Raw genomic sequence first — 17,315 nt, 5'->3', positions numbered from 1 at the left:
ACTTCGGGGCGCCGACGGGCTCACATAAGGGCCCACAGAGGACCAACAGAAGGACCCATGGCAGGGCCCACGGAGGGACTCGTGGTGGGCTGCCGGTGGCCGCGGGGGCCCTCGTCGGCGCTACGACTTCCCGCCCGCGCTCCACTCGCGGCAAGCTGTAGGCATGTGCCGCAGCATCAAGACGCTCCGTCCGCCCGCCATCCCCGAAGACGCGACCGAGGAGGAGATCCGGGCCGCCGCGCTCCAGTACGTGCGCAAGGTCTCGGGGTTCCGTGCCCCGGCCGCGCACAACCGCGAGGTCTTCGAGCGTGCCGTGGACGCGGTCGCCGAAGCCACCGCCGAACTGCTCGCCGGGATCGAGGTGCGCGGGGCCAAACCGCGGGCCGCCGAGCGGGCGGCCGATGAGGCCCCGGCGGCCTAGGTCGCCGCCGGCGCTCCCGGCGTCCCCGGCGTTCCCGCCCGCGGTCGTCGCACCAGGAAGGCCGCCCCCGCGCCCGCCGCGAAGAGCGCGAGCAGTGAGACGCCCGTGGCCAGCCACGACGCGCCGAGCCACTGCCCGCCGAAGTAGCCGAGCGCGACGCTGTATCCGGCCCAGGCCACGCCCGCGAGAGCCGACCAGGGCAGGAACTCGCGCACCTTGCGGTGTGCCGCACCCGCCGCGAGCGAGACGATCGAGCGGCCCGCCGGGGCGAAGCGCGCGATGACGACGAGGACACCGCCACCCCGGGAGAGCGCCGTGCCGAGTCGTTCCTGCGCGGTGGTGAGGCGGCGCGAGCGGGCGATGGCGCGGTCCAGGCGCTCGCCGCCGCGCCAGGCGAGGCGGTAGACGGCCAGGTCGCCGAGTACCGACGCGGTGGCCGCGCAGAGCAGGAGGATCAGGATGTCGGGCACCTCGTGCGCGACGCTCCCCGCGCCCGCCGTGCCTGCCGTTCCCGCAGCCGCGGCGGCGGTGGCCGCCGTGATGACGAGAACCCCGCTGGGCAGCACGGGCAGGACGATGTCGAACAGCACCGAAAGTGCCACTACCGCGTAGATCCATGGGCTGCTGGTCAGTGAGCCCAGAGTCTCAAGCACCGAAATTCCCCGTAACTCCCCGGTCGACGACTTGACTGCCGCGACGTCGCGGGGGAGCGGCAGGGGCGGCTTGGTGACAGCTGTACAGCGTACGCCGCGCTCTCCGCCGGAGATCCGCGGGGGGCTCATATGTTCGCTACATCACGTTCACCCGGCTGCCGCTTCAGATGGGGCGTACGGAGCCGATGTCCCGTACCAAAAGACTCACCAGCAGAGTCACCGACAGGTCGCCGACGAGGTCGGGCGATGGACGGTACGGAAGGAGCGGACGATGGTGGCAGGAATGCTCGCCGGGGCCGTGGCGACGGCGGTGCTCGCAGCGGGCGGCGGCGCGGTCGGGGGCGCGGCGCCTTGTTACGAGATGCGGGTCGGGGCGCGGTTCGCGCCGCCCACGGCCTTCGTCTCCCCGTCGGCGATCACGTACGACACGAAGCTCGTGCCCGCCGGTTCGTCGATCGAGGTCGAGCAGCGCGGCGGACCGGGCGACATGGCGGTCACGGTCCGGGTGAAGGGCATGGTCCCGGGGCGTGCGTACGGCGCGCACGTGCACCAGAAGCCGTGCGGCGCCGACCCCGCCGCGGCCGGCGGGCACTATCAGCACCGCGAGGACCCGGTACGGCCCTCGGAGGACCCGGCCTACGTCAACGCGGAGAACGAGGTCTGGCTGGACTTCACCGCGGGCCGGGACGGCTCGGGCACGGCGACCGCCCGGCACGGCTGGGAGTTCAGGCCGGGCGGAGCCGGATCGGTCGTGCTGCACCGCGAGCAGGGCGGCGCGGGCGACCGGGTGGCGTGCTTCACGGTGCCGTTCGCTCCCCTCGGCTGAAGCGCTCGGAACAGCTGAAGCGCTCGGAACAGCTGAAGCGCTCGGAACGGCCGAAGCGCTCGTAACGTGACGGTGCCCTCTTCCTCGTACGCCTACGAGGAAGAGGGCACCGTGACATGAACGCGTGCGCGTCAGGCGGCCACCGGCGTCCGCTCCGACGCCTCCTTGTCCTTGCCGCCGTCCGCGCGCTCGCCGCGCGAGGCGAAGAGGCGGTCGAGGCCGAGGGCGCCCGAGCCGGTGAAGACGAGCAGGAGCATGGCCCAGCAGAAGATCGCGGAGGCCTCTCCGCCGTTCTGGAGCGGCCACAGGGCCTCGGGCTGGTGGACCTTGAAGTAGGCGTACGCCATCGAGCCCGACGAGATGAACGCCGCGGCCCGGGTGCCCAGACCGAGGGCGACCAGGCCGCCGCCGACCAGCTGGATGACGGCCGCGTACCAGCCCGGCCAGGTGCCGGCCTCGACCGTGCCGCCGCCCGCCGCGCCGCCGAGCACTCCGAAGAGCGAGGCTGCGCCGTGGCAGGCGAAGAGCAGGCCGATGACTATGCGGAAAAGCCCGAGGGCATAGGGCTGGGCGCTGTTGAGACGTCCAGTCATGGGGGGACTCCTTCGGTTTTTGGGGACGGTAACCGAGCGGAGGCCCAAGGTTAGGGGAACCTAATCAATACTTGCAAGTTCAACATCTGGCCGTTCGGGTGATTCCGCTTCCCTCGTTGACGCGATCGCTCCGCTTGCGGAGTGGATCTCCGGTGCTCCCGCCGTTCCCGCCGCCGTCCGCAGCGCGGCACGCGCCACCGCGTCCGCGTCCGACAAGGTCACCGAGTCGACGCCCGGCCGTGCGCCCGCGGCCGTCACCCAGTGCACGCCCTCCGTGGGCACTCCGAACGCGAACCTCCGTGCGTGAGAACGACCCTGACGGTCAATCAAGTGATAGGGGCGTGGGGTGACGTCGAGGCCTCCGGTTTCGTAGCCGTCGACGACGTGGGCGCGGCACTGGCCCGTCCGCAGGAGCTGCCCGAGCAACTCGTCCGCGGTGCGCCGCACGTCCGGTTCGGGGAGACGGGCCTCGACGACTGTGGTGACGGACACATCCGACCCCGGTACGTCGGGCGAGTGCGCGAGGTACCTGCCGTCCGCGGTGGGCCGTACGTCGAGACGCGGGCCGAGCACCTCCACGACGCCTGCCTCGATCAGCGCCGTCATCTCCTCGACGCGGCGCCGGGGCGGCCCGATCGACAGGAAGGCGTTCAGCGGCGTGTACCAGCGGTCCAGATGCTCGCGGCGTGACATCCCGGCCAGGCCGCCGTGGTCGAGGATCAGGCGGAGTTCGTTGCGCAGGTCGCGCAGCACGTCCAGGGCGGACTTCAGCGGGCTCGCCACGTTGCCGAGCGCGGCCTGCGCGGTGTCCTCGCGCAGATACGCGAGCAGCCAGGCGCGGAAGTCGGCCGGGGAGCGGAACGTACGGCCGGAGTAGGGCCGCGCCAGTCGGTCCCAGGACCAGCGCGCGGCCTCGGGGATCTCGAACTCGTCCAGGATCAGAGCCTCTTGAGGGCCGCGGTGCGGGGCGGCGAGGAAGGCGTCCCGGAAGTCCGTGGCCCGCTCGGCGGGTTGGACCAGGGCCGTGTAGTAGACCGTCTCCACCTCCTTCGCGACCAGCGGCCATATCTCGTCGAGGAAGTCCGGCGCGTCACCGCTGTCCGCGCGCTTGCGGAAGCGGGCTATGACGTCGGGGGTCAGGACGAGCGGCTCGTGCCGTCCGTACGCGCCCTTCGCGTTGTCGCCGCGCGCCTGGTAGGGGACGCCGCGCCGCGATCCCGCGTACAGCTTCGGCTCGTGCCCCGAGGGCCGATAGCGCAGACCGCCTCCCGGTGCCGGGGTGAAGCGTCCGCCGCGGCCCTGCGTCAAGAGCGCCATGTGGTCGAAGAAGTTCAGGCCCAGGCCGCGCAGCAGGACGCGTTCGCCGGGGGCGACGGCCGACAGGTCGACGTCGGCGGGGTTGGCCGGCGGTATGTGGCGCAGGCCGTGCCGTGCTGCGTGCGCGGCGAGGTGCTCCTGCCCCGCGTCGCTCAGCGTGGGGAGGTGGCCCTGCGCGAGGACGACGGCGCCGAGCCCGGCGAGTTCACGGCCGTCGTCGAGTACGAGGGACTGGGCGCCGTCCTCGGGGCCGTCGAGGCGCACGGCGCGCGCCGCGTGCACCTCGACCCGGACCGTTCCCGGGGCGCGGTGCAGGACCTCGGCGAAGACCCACTCCAGATAGCGGCCGTAACAGGCGCGCGTCGGGTAGTCGTCCGGGCCGAGCTCCGGCGCGTGCCCGGTGGCCGCCCATGCGTACAGGCTCGGACCCGGCCTGATCGGCCCGGCGCAGTCGACGCTCTCGTCGGTGAAGAGGGTCACCTGCGAGGCGACCGTGTTCATGAGCAGCTCGGACGGCTGGGCGGTCCGCCAGACGCGTCCGGGACCCGGTGGGGAGGGGTCGACGACGTGGACCGTCAGCCGTGCCTCCGGCGGCAGCAGTTCGGCCGCCGAGGCACAGAGGCGCTCCAGGACACTCGTGCCGCGGGGCCCCGCGCCGACGACGGCGACTGCAACGTCATGTTCCGGTGCGGTCGCTGCGGATGGTGCGGACAAGAGGGTGACTCCCGGGCATAGGAGGGGTCTGTGGGGGTGATGGAAGCGGACGGTCCGCCTCATCATGCCGTCGGAAGCCACGAAGTCGAACCCCATGGCAGAGGATCACCAGACGTGTGTGGCCTGTGTCACGTGATGCCTGCGGGCGCGCTGGTCGCCTTTGCGGGGCTATGGGAATTAAGGGGGAGTGCGAGTCGGGCGCCGCGGGCGCGGAGGGCCGCGACTCCTCCCGGTGCGGACGGCCGGCTCACGACAGCCGGGACTCCTGCGTCGTCGCGAGCCGCACGCCCACGCCCTTCACCACCTGCGCCTGATCGAGCCGCACGACCGCCGAACGGCCCCGCAGCGTCAGCGTCATCAGCTGGTTGCCGAACCAAGGCCCACCCGTTTTGCGCCAGTTGATGGCGGCCCGCGCTGTCCGTCCGTGCCGCACGAAGCGGCGGCCCAGGGCCCGGCCCGCCTTGCTCCAGCCGAAGTGGAAGCCCAGCTTTATCGACGTAGGAATGGAGTTGTGGACGGGGGAGCACGTCAGCTGCAGGACGCGGGCGTCGGGGCCGCCGCCGCGCGGCCAGGTGGGTTCCGCGATGTACGCGTGGTGGACGTCCCCGGAGAGCACGCACACCGTCGCCGGGGCGCCCTCGCCCGTGCCCACCTCGGCGATCAGGTCGGTCAGCGCGTCGAAGGACGCGGGGAACGCCGCCCAGTGCTCCAGGTCCGAGCGCCTGCGCAGGTTCTCGCCGAAGCGGGCCCAGCGCTCGCCGCGCTCGCCGCGGCACAGCGCGGCGTTCCAGCCCTCGGCGTCATGGATGAGGTGCGGAAGGAGCCAGGGCAGCGACGTGCCGATCAGAAGGTGGTCGTAGCCGCCGCCCCCGCCGTCCGCGCCGTCGAGTGCCTGCTCGCGCAGCCAGCGGGCCTCGTCCGGGTCGACCATCGCGCGGTTCTGCTCGTCCAGGACGCGCGCGGCCCGGGTGTCGACCATGAGCAGGCGTACGCGGCCGAAGTCCCTGCGGTAGCTCCACCGGGTCGCCCTGGGATCGGCGTCCGACGCGGAGGCGAAGGCGCGCAGCAGGTCCGTGCCGTCCGGGGCCGCGCGCACCGCGGCGTACAGCTCGTCCCGTTCGAGGTCGGCCGGCGGCACGTTCCCGAGGTGCTGGTAGACCCAGTACGACATCAGGCCGCTCAGGATGCGCTCGCGCCACCAGGGCGTCGCGCGCATCTCGGCCAGCCAGGACGCACTGGTGTTCCAATCATCGATGACGTCGTGATCGTCGAAGATCATGCAACTGGGCACGGTGGAGAGCAGCCACCGCACCTCGGGGTCGAGCCACGACTCGTAGTAGAGGTGGGTGTACTCCTCATAGTCCGCGACCTGGTCGCCCGGCGGGTCGTTCAGGTTCCGGCGGGCCGCGATCCAGCGTCGCGTCGCCTCGGACGTGTTGTCCGCGTACACCTGGTCGCCCAGGAGGAGCAGGACGTCGGGGCGGTCGGCGGCCGTGCCGGTGGCGATCCTGGCGGCGAGGGTGTCCAGGGCGTCGGGACCCACGGGGTCGTGCTCGTCGCTCGGCGGAGCCGCCCAGCGGCAGGACCCGAAGGTGACGCGCAGCGCCTCGCCGTCGTCCTCGCCCGGCGTGCGGATGGTGCTCGGCGGGAAGGGCGAGTCCGGCAGCGGCCACACGGGGCCGCCGCTGTCGCCGAGCCGCACCTCGTACGCGGTCTCGGTACCCGGGCGCAGCCCGGTGACCGGGATGAGCGCGTAGTGGTGGCCCGCGATCTGGAACGTGTTCGCCGTGCCCTTGGCGCCGTCGGCGCACCGCACTTCGGCGGTGCACGGGCGGTCGGCCTCGACCCAGACCGTCGCCGTCGAACCGTCGACGTACCTCAGCAGTGGACCCAGGCGCAGCCGTGCCACGATGATCACTCTCCTCCGTCGCCCCGTACGGTACGGAACGACGGAGGCCAGTGGGGAGGTTCCGGGGATTCCTGCTGGTTACCGGCCCGTGACCTCAGTGCGCCCGGGGTTCTCGGTGCACTTGGGGCCGATGGTCTCAGCAGCCGTTGAGGACGGCGGACAGCTTCGTCTTCTCCTCCGGGTTCACCGCGAGGTTGTAGTGGTGCTTCACGTCCACCCACATCCGGGCGTAGTAGCAGTGGTACGACGCGGTGGGCGGCATCCACTCGGCCGGGTCCTGGTCGCCCTTGCTCTGGTTGACGTTGTCGGTGACCGCGATCAGCTGGGGGCGGCTGAGGTCGTTGGCGAAACCTTCCCGCTGGGCGGTGGTCCAGCCGCTCGCGCCGGACTTCCAGGCCTCGGAGAGCGGCACGACGTGGTCGATGTCGACGTCGGACGCGGCGGTCCAGGTGCCGCCGTCGTACGGGGATTTCCAGGTGCCCGACGTGGCCGCGCAGCTGGAGTCCTGCTGGACGTTCGTGCCGTCGCGCTTGAGGACGACCTCGCGGGTGTTGCAGGTGCCGGACTGGGTCTTCCAGTGCGGGAACTTCTCCCGGCTGTAGCCGTCGGAGGAGCCCTCGGCCTTCTCCGTGAGCTGGCCCAGGTAGGTGCGGGCGGTGGCGGCGGAGACGGGTGCCGGGGGAGCGGCCTGGGCGGGGGCGCCGGTGAGGAGGGCCGCCCCGGAGGCGAGGGCGGTCAGGGCGGTGAGAGTGGCGAGGCGTCGACGCGCGTAGACAGCAGACATACGAACTCCCTTGTCGTGGGGGGATGTTGACCGTTGGGGCGGCCATGTTGACGCGGTGGGGTTTCCTGCGGATGTGCGTCAGGTGACAGGGTCGCGTCAATCAGGTGGTCAGTTCAAGGGTTCTGGCGCCGTGTCATGTCCGGTCATCTGTGCGGGAGTTGGCCGCGGGGTGCCGACAGGGCCCCGGCGTGTGGCCTGGATCACTTTCCCGGGGGGTCGAAAGGCCCTGGTCGGGGGTGTGCGGACGTCCCGTACGATGGATGGCGCAGAAGGGGAGTAGCTCTTCGCCGGACCGTCGACATACTGCTCAGCTCGCTGAGCCGGCGCCCGGAGGCAGGCCCCGTCGTCGACGTGGCAGGCCAGCGAGACCTTCGGCAAGCAGTGCCCGACGTACATGACCGTGTACGTCTGTGTGCGCTGCCGTGCCGAGGTGTCGTACGTGATGTACAGATTGCTCTCGGTGGGGCAGCCCCGACCGATTGAGGAACCTTGATCAGCATCAGCGTGATGGCGCTCGTCTTCGGCGTCGTCTTCCTTGCCGAACTCCCGGACAAGACAGCGCTGGCCGGGCTCGTCCTCGGGACGCGCTACCGCGCCTCGTACGTCTTCGTCGGGGTCGCGGCCGCCTTCGTCGTCCATGTCGTGCTCGCCGTGGCGGCGGGCAGCGTGCTGACGCTCCTGCCGCAACAACTGCTGCACGCCCTCACCGGCGTCCTCTTCCTCGGCGGTGCGGCGATGCTGCTCCTGAAGGGCGGCGACGACGAGGAAGAGGTCCGCGAGCCCAAGGACCAGAGCTTCTGGAAGGTCTCCGGCGCGGGCTTCATGCTGATCCTGGTCGCCGAGTTCGGTGACCTGACGCAGATCATGACCGCGAACCTGGCCGCGCGGTACGACGACCCGCTCTCCGTGGGCCTGGGCGCCGTGCTGGCGCTGTGGGCGGTCGCCGGGCTCGGGATCGTCGGCGGAAAGGCGCTGATGAAGCGGGTTCCGCTGTCGCTCATCACCAAGATCGCGGCGCTGCTGATGCTGGGGCTCGGTGTGTGGAGCCTGTACGAGGCGATCGCCTGAGGGGTCTGGCCAGGGGTCTTGGGCGGGCTTTCGCCGGAGGCCCTGCCGGGGGTGTGACCTGCGGTGCTGGCGTCTGGTGACACCTTTTTGTATCGTGGAGGAACAAAGTGGCTCCGCCCGTGTTCCCTGACCGGCGGGCGGGGCTGCCTTGATTCTTCCTCCGCGGAATCCCCCCTGTGCTCTGGAGTACGCCGATGACGGCTGAGACTGCCTCTGTTCTGACCGCGCGGGCCCTCCTCCTGGACATGGACGGAACCCTCGTCAACTCCGACGCGGTGGTCGAGCGCTGCTGGCGACGCTGGTCCGAGCGGTACGGGCTCGACTTCGACGAGGTCATCAAGGTCGTCCACGGGCGGCAGGGGTACGCGTCGATGGCGGTGCTCCTTCCGGAGCGGGCCATGGAGGAGAACTACGCGGAGAACCGCGAGATGCTGGCCGCGGAGACCGCGGACATGGAGGGCGTCGTTCCCGTGCCGGGGGCCGAGGCCTTCCTGGCGTCGCTGGAGGGGCTGCCGCATGCGCTCGTGACGTCCGCGGACGTGCCGCTGTCCACGGGGCGGATGGCCGCGGCCGGGCTGCCGCTGCCGGCTGTGCGGGTCACCGCGGAGAACGTGGGGGCGAGCAAGCCTGATCCCGAGGGGTTCCTCAAGGGGGCTGCCGAGCTGGGGTTCGATCCCGCTGACTGTGTCGTCTTCGAGGACTCCGGGGCCGGGATCGCCGCGGGGCGCGCCGCGGGTATGCGGGTGGTCGGGGTCGGCCCTCGGGCCGGGGAGTTCGGGCCTACCGTGCATGTTGCCGACCTGACGCAGGTCAGCGTTGTCCCCGATGGGGACGGGGCGCTTCGGCTGACGTTCGGCTGACCTTGGGTTGACCTTCGGCTGATTTTTGGCTGAGGGCTCTCACTTGCCTTGTGGCGCCTTGCACCTTTGCGGTGCTGGGCGCCTTGTCTTTTCGTGCCCCCGCAGCTTCGGCGTTGTGCCCACCCGTTCCGCCCTGCGGAACGCCTGCCCACAGCGGGGGCGCGTGGGTGGGGGTTGTCCTGCGGAACGCCTGCCCACAACGGGGGCGGGTGGGGTGGGTGTCGCTGTCCTTACGGCTCTGTTGTTTCCGCTTCCAGGGCTGCCCTCGTCCTCGCTCCGTAGACGCCCTCTCCGTCCCGCTGTGTTCCTCGGGCGTACTGGAAGCGGGCCACCGCGTCTGCGACCGGGGCGTTGTACATGCCGTTGGGTTCGCCCATGTACAGGTACAGCTGTTGCAGGCGTTGCTGGAGTTCCTTGACCTCCGGGCCCTTGTCGCCGCGGCTCAGGACTCCGCCCGTCGTCGGGGGCGCCGGCTCCATCGAACCTGTCGCCCGTGCCGTCGAGCGGCTCGGCGGCGGGGTGGTCCGCTGCTCGGCCGACGCCGTGCCGGACGGGGACGACGACGGGGAGGGGGTCGGCGGCCGGGTCGTCTTGTCCGGCGTCGACGAGGACGAGGGCTGGGACGGAGAGCGTGACGGGGGAGCCTTCGACTCCGCCCCCGTCGCGGAGTCGGACGGGGCGTCCACCGCCCGCGTCGGCGCGTCCGGCAGTGCCTCGTCCCGGTGCGGCCTGTCAGGCGCCAGCAGGAGCGTCGCGAGCACCGCGACGGCCACCACCGCCACCGCCGCGCCCACCCCCGCGTACAGGCCCGTACGACCGCGCCGCGGCTCCGATTCGTCGTCGTACGGCGCGCCGCCGTACAACGCGTCGTCGTACGGCCGAGGGTGCGGAGCCCCGTCCGACGCGCTTCCCGCAGCGAACAGGCCCACGTCCGCCGACCGCGGTGGAGCCACCGTCTCCGGCGGGAGAGCGAGCGCGGGAGCCGGTCCCGGCTCGGGCTCAGCCGTCGCGGGGCCGGGCTCCGGCAGCGTCACGTACGGACGTATCCGCAGCGGATCGAAGTCCTCCGCCGCGGCGGCGTCCGCGGACCTCGCGTCCTGTGCCGCATCGGCGGCCCGCTCCGTACAGCCACAGGCGGGCGCGCTGCCCGGCTCCCGCGACGTACCGCATTCAGGACATCGCCGACCGTTCCGGCCGCCGTCGCCGCCGTCGCTCGGACGTCTTTCCGTGCTGCTCACTCGCCGTACCCCACCCCTAGAGAACTCCAGCGATTATGCAGACCCTGGCTTCAACAGGCCATAACGGGTCACACGGACCAGGATGGAGAGGGAGAGGCCCCGCAGGACACGCGGGAGACCTCAGGAGGTGTCCATGACGCAGGACGTCAGCGCCCGCCCCGTGGGGCCGGAGCCGGATCCCGTCCCCGGGCCACCGGACGAGCACGCGCACGGCGGCGTACTGGTCTCCATCGGCGCGCTGCTGCTGGGGATGCTGCTCGCCGCCCTCGACCAGACCATCGTCTCGACCGCGCTGCCCACCATCGTCAGCGAGCTCGGCGGCATGGAGCACCTGTCGTGGGTCGTCACCGCCTATCTGCTCGCGGCGACGGCCGCGACGCCGCTCTGGGGCAAGCTCGGCGACCAGTACGGCCGCAAGAAGCTGTTCCAGCTGGCCATCGTGATCTTCCTGATCAGCTCGGCCCTCTGCGGCATGGCGCAGAACATGCCGCAGCTCATCGGGTTCCGCGCGCTGCAGGGCATCGGCGGCGGCGGTCTGATGGTCCTGTCGATGGCGATCGTCGGCGACATCGTCTCGCCGCGCGAACGAGGCAAGTACCAGGGCCTGTTCGGTGCGGTCTTCGGTGTGACGAGTGTCCTGGGGCCGCTGCTCGGCGGCCTGTTCACCGAACACCTCAGCTGGCGCTGGGTCTTCTACATCAACCTGCCCATCGGCGTCGTCGCGCTCGTCGTCATCGCCGCGGCCCTGCACATCCCGGTGCGCTCGACGAAGCACACCATCGACTACCTCGGCACCTTCCTCATCGCGGCCGTCGCCACCTGCCTCGTCCTCGTCGCCTCGCTCGGCGGCACCACCTGGGACTGGACGTCGCCGCAGATCATCGCGCTCGCCGTGCTCGGCGTCGTGCTCGCCGTGGCCTTCGTGGCCATCGAGCGCAGGGCGGCCGAACCGGTCATCCCGATGAAGCTGTTCCGGGTCAGGACGTTCACGCTCTCGGCGATCATCAGCTTTGTGGTGGGCTTCGCGATGTTCGGCGCGATGACCTACCTGCCGACGTTCCTCCAGGTCGTCCAGGGCGTCTCGCCGACCATGTCGGGCGTGCACATGCTGCCGATGGTCATCGGCATGCTGATCGCGTCGACCGGGTCCGGCCAGATCGTCAGCCGCACGGGCCGCTGGAAGGTCTTCCCGGTCGCGGGCACCGGCGTCACTGCCATCGGCCTGCTCCTGCTCCACCAGCTGAACGAGAACAGCGGCACGGGCGAGATGAGCGCCTACTTCTTCGTCTTCGGCTTCGGGCTCGGCCTGGTCATGCAGGTCCTGGTGCTCATCGTGCAGAACGCGGTGCCGTACGGGGATCTGGGCGTCGCCACGTCCGGCGCGACGTTCTTCCGCTCGATCGGCGCTTCGTTCGGTGTCGCCATCTTCGGCACGATCTTCGCCAACCGGCTCGTCACCAAGCTCTCCGACGCCGTCGCGGGCCAGCAGCTGCCGCCCGGCGTCAGCGCGGACTCGCTGAAGGCCGACCCGCGGGGCATCTCCGAACTCCCGGCGTCGCTGCAACCCGGCGTCGTGCACGCGTACGCCTCGTCCATCACGGACGTCTTCCTCTACGCGGCTCCGGTCGCCCTGGTCGCCTTCGTCCTCGCCTGGTTCCTGCGCGAGGACAAGCTGCGCGGCTCGGTCACGGCGCCCGACCCGACGCAGACGCTCGCCAGCAACCCCGTCGAACGTTCGTCGTACGACGAGGTGGCGAGGGCGCTCTCGGTCCTCGGCACGCGGGAGGGGCGCCGCGAGATCTACGTACGCATCACCGAGCGCGCGGGCTACGACCTGCTGCCCGCGTCCAGCTGGCTCCTGCTGCGGATCCACCGCCACGGCCACGTCGAACCGGCGACGCTCGCCGAGCGCAGCACCGTGCCGCTGTCCGTGATCACGGCGGCGTCCCGCCAGGTCGAGGAGCGCCGCCTCGCCCGGCGCGAGGGCATGGGGCTGACGCTGACCGACGAGGGGCGCGCGGCGGTCGCCAAGCTGGCCAAGGCCCGTGAGGAGTCCCTGTCGGAGCTGCTGGGCGACTGGTGGGGCCCCGACCGGCCGACCGACCTGGTCAAGCTCGTCGAGGAACTGGGCGCCGAGATGTGCGGCTCCGACGCCGAGCGGCCGCACGACGGCAGGCCACCACAGCGCGGCGTTGCGGCCTGAGCGGCGCCGCAACGCCGCTCGGGCGGGCCGCCGAGCGGCTCAACCGGCCGCAGGAGCAAGCTTCTTGGCGTACCAGCACTCGGCGTACATCCGCTCGGTGAGCGGCTCGCTCTCCTCGTAGCCGTGCCGCGCGTAGAGCGCCCTGGCCTCGACCAGATCGAGGCGCGTGTCGAGGATGAGCCGCTCGGCACCGAGCGCGCGGGCCGCGTCCTCGGCGGCGGCGAGGAGAAGCGCGGCGCCGCCCTTGCCGCGCATGTCCTCGCGGAGGAAGACGCGCTTGAGCTCGGCGGTGTCGATGCCCTTCATGTCGCCCATGAGCCGTACCCCGGCCGTCCCGGCGGGCTCGCCCCCGTACCGGGCCACAAGGAGTACGCCGGTGGGCGCGCGGAGGTCGTCGCCGGTCTCCGCCGCGATCTCGCGCTCCAGCTCCCCGGGTTCGGTCCTGCGCCCCTCATGGAGGAGGTAGTACCGGTCGCTCACCTCCGTGTAGTACGCGCGCCAGAGCGCGGCGGCGGCAGGGGAGTCGACCGCTTCGGGGGCGACCGTCCAGGAGGCGGGCCCCGCGGTGCTGGTCTCGGTATGGCTCATGGGGTCATTCTGCGAACGCAACCACCGCACCCCACAAGCGAATTAATCCGCGACCCGGCTCAGTCCTCGCGCCCGGTGGCGGCGACACCGACGCCGAGTCCGATCATGGTGACCCCGCCGACCCCGCCGATCATCGAGAGCCGCCGCGGCGAGTGCGCGAACCAGCCGCGCGCGGTGGCCGCGACCAGCCCCCACACGCTGTCGCACGTCACGGCGATGGCGTTGAAGACGAGCCCGAGCACCAGCATCTGCAGCATGACGTGCCCCTGCGCCCGGTCCACGAACTGCGGCAGCACGGCGGCGAAGAAGACGATGGTCTTGGGGTTGGCCACACCGACCGCGAACCCCTCCCACAACGTGCGCAGCCCACCGCGCGACGCGGGCCCGTCCCCGCCGAACGCGGCGTGCAGCGAGCCGCGTTGGCGCACGGCCTTGACTCCGAGACAGATCAGGTAGGCGGCGCCAAGCAGCTTCAGCGTGGTGAAGACGAGGACCGAGCGCTCGACCACGGACCCGACGCCGAGCGCGACGGCGACGACGAGGACGTACGCGCCGATCGTGTTCCCCACCACCGTGGTCAGCGCGGCACGGCGCCCCTGGGACAGCGCCCGCCCGACCACGAACAGGACGCTGGGCCCGGGGACCACGATCAGCAGGAACGACATGGCCGCGAAGGCGAGTATCCGGTCGGTGGACATCATGGGCCCCATCGCACCACGGAGGAGGCGCGAGCCGGTACCGCTTTTCCCGGCACCGCTTTCCCGCGCCCGGCCGCCCTGCCTGCCGGCTCTGGCTCTGGCCCTAGCTCTTGGGCGAGGCCTGCTGCACGACCTCGAACGACCACACGGCGGCGCTGCTGGACGCGGGCTTCGGCCGCTCGCCGCCGCCCGCGCCACCGCCCTGGTGCGCCGACTTCATGGGGCCCTCCATCCACGCCTTGAAGGACTCCTCGTCACGCCACCGCGTGTAGACCAGGTAGTCGTCGGTGCCCTCGATGGGGCGCAGCAGCTCGAACCACTCGAAGCCGTCGGAGTTCTCCACGGCACCGGCGCGGGACGCGAAGCGCTGCTCCAGGACCTCTCGCTGCTCGGCGGGCACGGTCAGGACGTTGATTTTCACGATGCTCATGCGCCCATCCTCGCGCATGGCCCCCGTGTGCTCAGCCCGGGTGGCGCTCGCGCCAGGTGCGGGCCACCTCTTCGACGTCGAAGGGCTTCAGGCCCAGGGGCGGGCCCGGTGGTGGCATGCGCAGGGACTCGCGGATCTTGGCGTTGAGGTCCGTCACGAGCTGTCGGGCCGCTCGCTCGGAGGGGGCATCGGGCGCGGCGGCGAGCACGTCCTCGGCCTCCTTGCGCAGGGCGAGGGTCGGCGGGAGGTGGGAGAGGCCCTCGCGGGCCATCTTCTGCTTGATCCACCACTGCTCGTCGTACGACGCGTCGGCGAGGCCGTCCGGCAGCGGCTTGCCGCGGCCCGGCAGGGTGGCGAAGTCGCCGCGCTCCTCCGCCTCACGGATCTGCTTGTCGATCCACGACTCGAAGTTGACTCCAGGTGGCTTCCGTTCGGTCATGAGTCCATTGTTCCAAGGGCCCGTGCTTTCGTGCGAGGGGCGCTCTAGGATGCGGCGGCGCGGTGCGGAGCGGGCGAGCCACGCTCCGGGGGTGCGCGTCCGGTCGTGGAGAGTGGGGGAGCGTTACGTGCTGGAGCTGACCATGGCGTTGTTGTCCGGGGCGGACGAGGGGGCGACGGCGGGCATGCTCATGGCCGACGCGCCGAGCGCACCCGGGTCCGTGCTGCGGGTGGGGCGCGATCCCGGCACGTGCCGTCTGGTGCCGCCCGACGACTGGCTGTTCGTGTCGCGCACCCACCTGGAGTTCCGCTGCGGGCCCGGCGGGGCCTGGACCGTCACCTGGCTGCGCGGATCGCATCCCGAGCCCGCGTCGCAGGTGCGGCTGACGGTGGACGGGGCGGCGGAGCCTCTTGAGTACGGGGGGACGGCGCCGTTGGCCCGGGGCGGGTCCGGTGACGTCGTCATCGGGGACCGGGCCGGGCCTCGCAGCGTGCATGTCGGGTTCTATCTGGAGGGGTGAGGCCGGAGGGGTGCGGCCGAGGAGTGAGGCTCCTGGGCGGGGTGATCCGTCCGGGGGGTGCTCAGTCCAGTACGCGGGCCAGTGCCAGGCCGTCGTAGCCCTTCGTGCCCACCGTCTGCAGCGCCGTGCCGCTCAACTTCGGGTGCCGGGCGATGAGTTCGAGCGCCTTACGGGTGCCCTGCACGCTGGGCTCGGTGCTGTCGGCGTTGGCCACTTCTCCGCCGCGTACGACGTTGTCGACGATGATCAGGCTGCCGGGGCGGGTGAGCTTGAGCGACCACTCCACGTAGTGCGGGTTGTTGGCCTTGTCCGCGTCGATGAAGACCAGGTCGAAGGGGGCCGCGTCCTCGGCCGCGAGTGCGGCCAGCGAGTCGAGGGCCGGGCCCACCCGGACCTCGGTGAGCTTGTCGAGGCCTGCGCGGGCGAGGTTGCCCCGGGCCACGTCGGCGTGGACCGGGGAGTACTCCAGGGTGACCAGGCGGCCGTCCGCGGGCAGGGCGCGGGCCAGCCAGATCGTGCTGTAGCCGCCGAGGGTGCCGATCTCGAGGATGCGGTGCGCGCCCTGGATCTGGGCGAGGAGCTGGAGCAGCTTGCCCTGGTTCGGCGCGACGCTGATCTGCGGCAGGCCGGCGGCGTCGCTGTCGTGCAGGGCGGCGGTCAGGGCCTCGTCGGCGGGGGTGAGCAGATCGGTGAAGTACGTGTCCACCGCGGTCCATTGCTGCTGGGTCATGGGGGCCTTTCCGGGCGTTCGTTAGGTTCGCTAACGATGTTAGTGGGATGGGGGTCGATTGTCAGTGGGGACTCGCATACTGGGGTCGTCGGTCTGTGATGGCGGGACGTGGGCTGTGGGCTGCGGGGGTTGAGATGACGTACGGGACTGGGCAGGTGCTGCCCGCCTCGGTGATCCGGGGGCTCGCCGATCGGTGGCTGCCGCTGATGGCTTCGCCGGGGACGGGGGACGAGCGGGGGCAGGGCCGGAGCGCGGGCGAAGGCGCGGGTGCGGGGGACTTCGTGTGCTCGCCCGCCGGGCTGTGGCTCGCGCTGGCCGCCGTCGCGGTGGGCGCGCGGGAGGAGACCGCCGGGGAGCTGCGGGAGTTGCTCGGCGTCGCGGGCGAGGAGGCCGCCGGTGTGGTCACGGGAGCCGCGCGGGCGCTGGCGGGCACGGACGCGGTGGCGGTCGCCACGCGGGTGTGGAGCCGGGTCCCGGTGTACCGCGCCCATCGCGACGCGCTGCCGGACGTGGGGTTCGGGCCGATGGACCCGGCAGGCATCGACGCCTGGGTGGCGGAGGCGACGGACGGTCTGATCGAGCGGCTGCCGGTGGTGATCACCCCGGATGTGCTGCTGGTTCTCGTGAACGCGCTCGCGTTGAAGGCGCGTTGGGAGATCCCCTTCGAAGGGGCGGGCACGCGCGATCAGGACTTCACGGACGCGCTCGGCGTGCGCCACCGGGTGCCCACCATGCACCGGCCCGTTCCGCTGAACTGCGCCTGGACGGTGGGCGGTGCGAGCGTCGTCGAGCTGAAGTGCCGGGCGCGGGGCGGGCGGGCGCCCGCCCGGGTGCGGTTCGTGCTCGGTGAGCCGGGGGCGGGGGCCGCCGAGGTGCTGCCGCTCGCCTGGGCGCCGGAGGGGCGGTGGACCGGGATCGACGCCGAGCAGATCAACATGGCGGTGCCGCGGATGTCCTTGCGGACGCGGATCGATGCCACGGAGCAGCTGGCCGCGCTGGGGGTGCGGTGGGCGATGAGCGAGGGGGCCGACTTCTCCGGGATGTCGCCGGAGCGGCTCGCGATATCGCAGGTGGTGCAGGAGGCGGTGGTGAAGATTGCCGAGGAGGGGGTCGAGGCGGCGGCGGTCACGGCCGTGCCGATGGCTCCTGGCGGGGCGTATCTCCCTCGGCGGATCGAGTGGATCGCCTTCAACCGGCCGTTCGGGGTGGTGGTGCTTGATGGGGCGGGGGAGGTGCCCTTGTTCACGGCTTGGCAGGCTGGGGTGCCGGGGTAGGGGCGGGATCTTCCCCGACCCCGCCCCTTCCCGGCTGTGACAATTGCGGC

Annotated in this window: 18 protein-coding genes; 7 read left to right on the top strand and 11 right to left on the bottom strand. The window is 71.7% G+C overall.

The window, feature by feature from the left end; all coding sequences use genetic code 11:
- The first annotated feature begins 163 nt into the window (after positions 1–163).
- Positions 164–421 (top strand): DUF2277 domain-containing protein, encoded by a 258-nt coding sequence (locus tag ACZ6ZP_RS03320; RefSeq protein WP_351159980.1) that lies wholly within the window; start codon positions 164–166, stop codon positions 419–421.
- Here ACZ6ZP_RS03320 and ACZ6ZP_RS03315 read toward each other — a convergent pair.
- Positions 418–1,074, bottom strand: coding sequence for a DedA family protein (locus tag ACZ6ZP_RS03315; protein ID WP_351159977.1), 657 nt, complete (start codon positions 1,072–1,074; stop codon positions 418–420). The genes ACZ6ZP_RS03320 and ACZ6ZP_RS03315 overlap by 4 nt on opposite strands.
- Before the next feature lie 271 nt (positions 1,075–1,345).
- Here ACZ6ZP_RS03315 and ACZ6ZP_RS03310 point away from each other — a divergent pair, with 271 nt between their 5' ends.
- Positions 1,346–1,900, top strand: a complete 555-nt coding sequence (locus ACZ6ZP_RS03310) for a superoxide dismutase family protein (RefSeq protein WP_469405358.1) — start codon at positions 1,346–1,348, stop codon at positions 1,898–1,900.
- Between the two features lie 131 nt (positions 1,901–2,031).
- On the opposite strand, the gene ACZ6ZP_RS03305 is transcribed toward ACZ6ZP_RS03310, so the two are convergent.
- The 4 genes from ACZ6ZP_RS03305 to ACZ6ZP_RS03290 form a co-directional block, all read right to left on the bottom strand.
- On the bottom strand, positions 2,032–2,493 hold the full coding sequence (locus ACZ6ZP_RS03305; RefSeq protein WP_361462667.1) for a DoxX family protein: 462 nt from the start codon (positions 2,491–2,493) through the stop codon (positions 2,032–2,034).
- Between the two features lie 60 nt (positions 2,494–2,553).
- Entirely contained in the window at positions 2,554–4,524 is a 1,971-nt protein-coding gene (locus ACZ6ZP_RS03300) for an FAD/NAD(P)-binding protein (RefSeq protein ID WP_469405356.1), read from the bottom strand.
- Between the two features lie 247 nt (positions 4,525–4,771).
- The gene (locus ACZ6ZP_RS03295) at positions 4,772–6,433 is read right to left on the bottom strand and encodes an alkaline phosphatase D family protein (RefSeq protein ID WP_469405355.1); all 1,662 of its coding nucleotides are present in this window, start codon (positions 6,431–6,433) and stop codon (positions 4,772–4,774) included.
- 136 nt (positions 6,434–6,569) lie between these two features.
- Complete coding sequence (locus ACZ6ZP_RS03290; protein WP_351159963.1) at positions 6,570–7,217, bottom strand: HNH endonuclease family protein; 648 nt, start codon at positions 7,215–7,217, stop codon at positions 6,570–6,572.
- 489 nt (positions 7,218–7,706) lie between these two features.
- On the opposite strand from ACZ6ZP_RS03290, the gene ACZ6ZP_RS03285 reads away from it, so the two are divergent.
- Both ACZ6ZP_RS03285 and ACZ6ZP_RS03280 read left to right on the top strand, forming a co-directional pair.
- Positions 7,707–8,285, top strand: coding sequence for a TMEM165/GDT1 family protein (locus tag ACZ6ZP_RS03285; RefSeq protein WP_351159960.1), 579 nt, complete (start codon positions 7,707–7,709; stop codon positions 8,283–8,285).
- A gap of 194 nt (positions 8,286–8,479) precedes the next feature.
- On the top strand, positions 8,480–9,145 hold the full coding sequence (locus ACZ6ZP_RS03280; protein WP_468613726.1) for an HAD-IA family hydrolase: 666 nt from the start codon (positions 8,480–8,482) through the stop codon (positions 9,143–9,145).
- A 230-nt stretch (positions 9,146–9,375) separates the two neighbouring features.
- Here the strand turns inward: ACZ6ZP_RS03280 and ACZ6ZP_RS03275 are convergent, their stop codons facing one another.
- The gene (locus ACZ6ZP_RS03275) at positions 9,376–10,383 is read right to left on the bottom strand and encodes a peptidoglycan-binding domain-containing protein (RefSeq protein ID WP_469405352.1); all 1,008 of its coding nucleotides are present in this window, start codon (positions 10,381–10,383) and stop codon (positions 9,376–9,378) included.
- Between the two features lie 133 nt (positions 10,384–10,516).
- Here ACZ6ZP_RS03275 and ACZ6ZP_RS03270 point away from each other — a divergent pair, with 133 nt between their 5' ends.
- Positions 10,517–12,586, top strand: coding sequence for an MDR family MFS transporter (locus ACZ6ZP_RS03270; protein ID WP_351159952.1), 2,070 nt, complete (start codon positions 10,517–10,519; stop codon positions 12,584–12,586).
- A gap of 39 nt (positions 12,587–12,625) precedes the next feature.
- Here ACZ6ZP_RS03270 and ACZ6ZP_RS03265 read toward each other — a convergent pair whose 3' ends face one another.
- From ACZ6ZP_RS03265 to ACZ6ZP_RS03250, 4 genes are all read right to left on the bottom strand, one after another.
- Positions 12,626–13,174 carry a GNAT family N-acetyltransferase gene (locus ACZ6ZP_RS03265; protein WP_361462682.1) on the bottom strand — a complete coding sequence of 183 codons (549 nt, stop codon included), beginning with the start codon at positions 13,172–13,174 and terminating at the stop codon, positions 12,626–12,628.
- A gap of 59 nt (positions 13,175–13,233) precedes the next feature.
- A complete protein-coding gene (locus ACZ6ZP_RS03260) occupies positions 13,234–13,875 on the bottom strand; it encodes a LysE family translocator (RefSeq protein ID WP_469405351.1) in 642 nt (213 codons plus the stop codon).
- A gap of 100 nt (positions 13,876–13,975) precedes the next feature.
- Positions 13,976–14,302: an antibiotic biosynthesis monooxygenase family protein gene (locus ACZ6ZP_RS03255; RefSeq protein WP_351159944.1), complete on the bottom strand. Its 327-nt coding sequence runs from the start codon at positions 14,300–14,302 to the stop codon at positions 13,976–13,978.
- A gap of 31 nt (positions 14,303–14,333) precedes the next feature.
- The gene (locus ACZ6ZP_RS03250; protein WP_361462685.1) at positions 14,334–14,741 is read right to left on the bottom strand and encodes a DnaJ family domain-containing protein; all 408 of its coding nucleotides are present in this window, start codon (positions 14,739–14,741) and stop codon (positions 14,334–14,336) included.
- A 127-nt stretch (positions 14,742–14,868) separates the two neighbouring features.
- On the opposite strand from ACZ6ZP_RS03250, the gene ACZ6ZP_RS03245 reads away from it, so the two are divergent.
- Positions 14,869–15,261, top strand: a complete 393-nt coding sequence (locus ACZ6ZP_RS03245; protein ID WP_351159938.1) for an FHA domain-containing protein — start codon at positions 14,869–14,871, stop codon at positions 15,259–15,261.
- Positions 15,262–15,322: 61 nt separating this feature from the next.
- On the opposite strand, the gene ACZ6ZP_RS03240 is transcribed toward ACZ6ZP_RS03245, so the two are convergent.
- A complete protein-coding gene (locus ACZ6ZP_RS03240; protein ID WP_383818514.1) occupies positions 15,323–15,991 on the bottom strand; it encodes an O-methyltransferase in 669 nt (222 codons plus the stop codon).
- A 134-nt stretch (positions 15,992–16,125) separates the two neighbouring features.
- Between ACZ6ZP_RS03240 and ACZ6ZP_RS03235 the strand changes: the two genes are divergently transcribed.
- Entirely contained in the window at positions 16,126–17,265 is a 1,140-nt protein-coding gene (locus ACZ6ZP_RS03235) for a serpin family protein (protein ID WP_351159933.1), read from the top strand.
- Positions 17,266–17,315: the final 50 nt, after the last annotated feature.

The sequence above is a fragment of the Streptomyces sp. NPDC054047 genome (genome assembly GCF_055585065.1).
The sequence above is the reverse complement of the archived record's forward strand: the minus strand, read 5'-3'. Positions and strand labels throughout refer to the sequence as shown.

Bases quoted from the DNA above. Each gene is read 5' to 3' on its own strand.
- ACZ6ZP_RS03270 (WP_351159952.1), top strand. From the start codon at position 10,517: ATGACGCAGGACGTCAGCGCCCGCCCCGTGGGGCCGGAGCCGGATCCC.
- ACZ6ZP_RS03235 (WP_351159933.1), top strand. From the start codon at position 16,126: ATGACGTACGGGACTGGGCAGGTGCTGCCCGCCTCGGTGATCCGGGGG.
- ACZ6ZP_RS03255 (WP_351159944.1), bottom strand. From the start codon at position 14,302: ATGAGCATCGTGAAAATCAACGTCCTGACCGTGCCCGCCGAGCAGCGA.
- ACZ6ZP_RS03320 (WP_351159980.1), top strand. From the start codon at position 164: ATGTGCCGCAGCATCAAGACGCTCCGTCCGCCCGCCATCCCCGAAGAC.
- ACZ6ZP_RS03265 (WP_361462682.1), bottom strand. From the start codon at position 13,174: ATGAGCCATACCGAGACCAGCACCGCGGGGCCCGCCTCCTGGACGGTC.
- ACZ6ZP_RS03250 (WP_361462685.1), bottom strand. From the start codon at position 14,741: ATGACCGAACGGAAGCCACCTGGAGTCAACTTCGAGTCGTGGATCGAC.
- ACZ6ZP_RS03280 (WP_468613726.1), top strand. From the start codon at position 8,480: ATGACGGCTGAGACTGCCTCTGTTCTGACCGCGCGGGCCCTCCTCCTG.
- ACZ6ZP_RS03305 (WP_361462667.1), bottom strand. From the start codon at position 2,493: ATGACTGGACGTCTCAACAGCGCCCAGCCCTATGCCCTCGGGCTTTTC.
- ACZ6ZP_RS03260 (WP_469405351.1), bottom strand. From the start codon at position 13,875: ATGATGTCCACCGACCGGATACTCGCCTTCGCGGCCATGTCGTTCCTG.
- ACZ6ZP_RS03240 (WP_383818514.1), bottom strand. From the start codon at position 15,991: ATGACCCAGCAGCAATGGACCGCGGTGGACACGTACTTCACCGATCTG.
- ACZ6ZP_RS03290 (WP_351159963.1), bottom strand. From the start codon at position 7,217: ATGTCTGCTGTCTACGCGCGTCGACGCCTCGCCACTCTCACCGCCCTG.
- ACZ6ZP_RS03310 (WP_469405358.1), top strand. From the start codon at position 1,346: ATGGTGGCAGGAATGCTCGCCGGGGCCGTGGCGACGGCGGTGCTCGCA.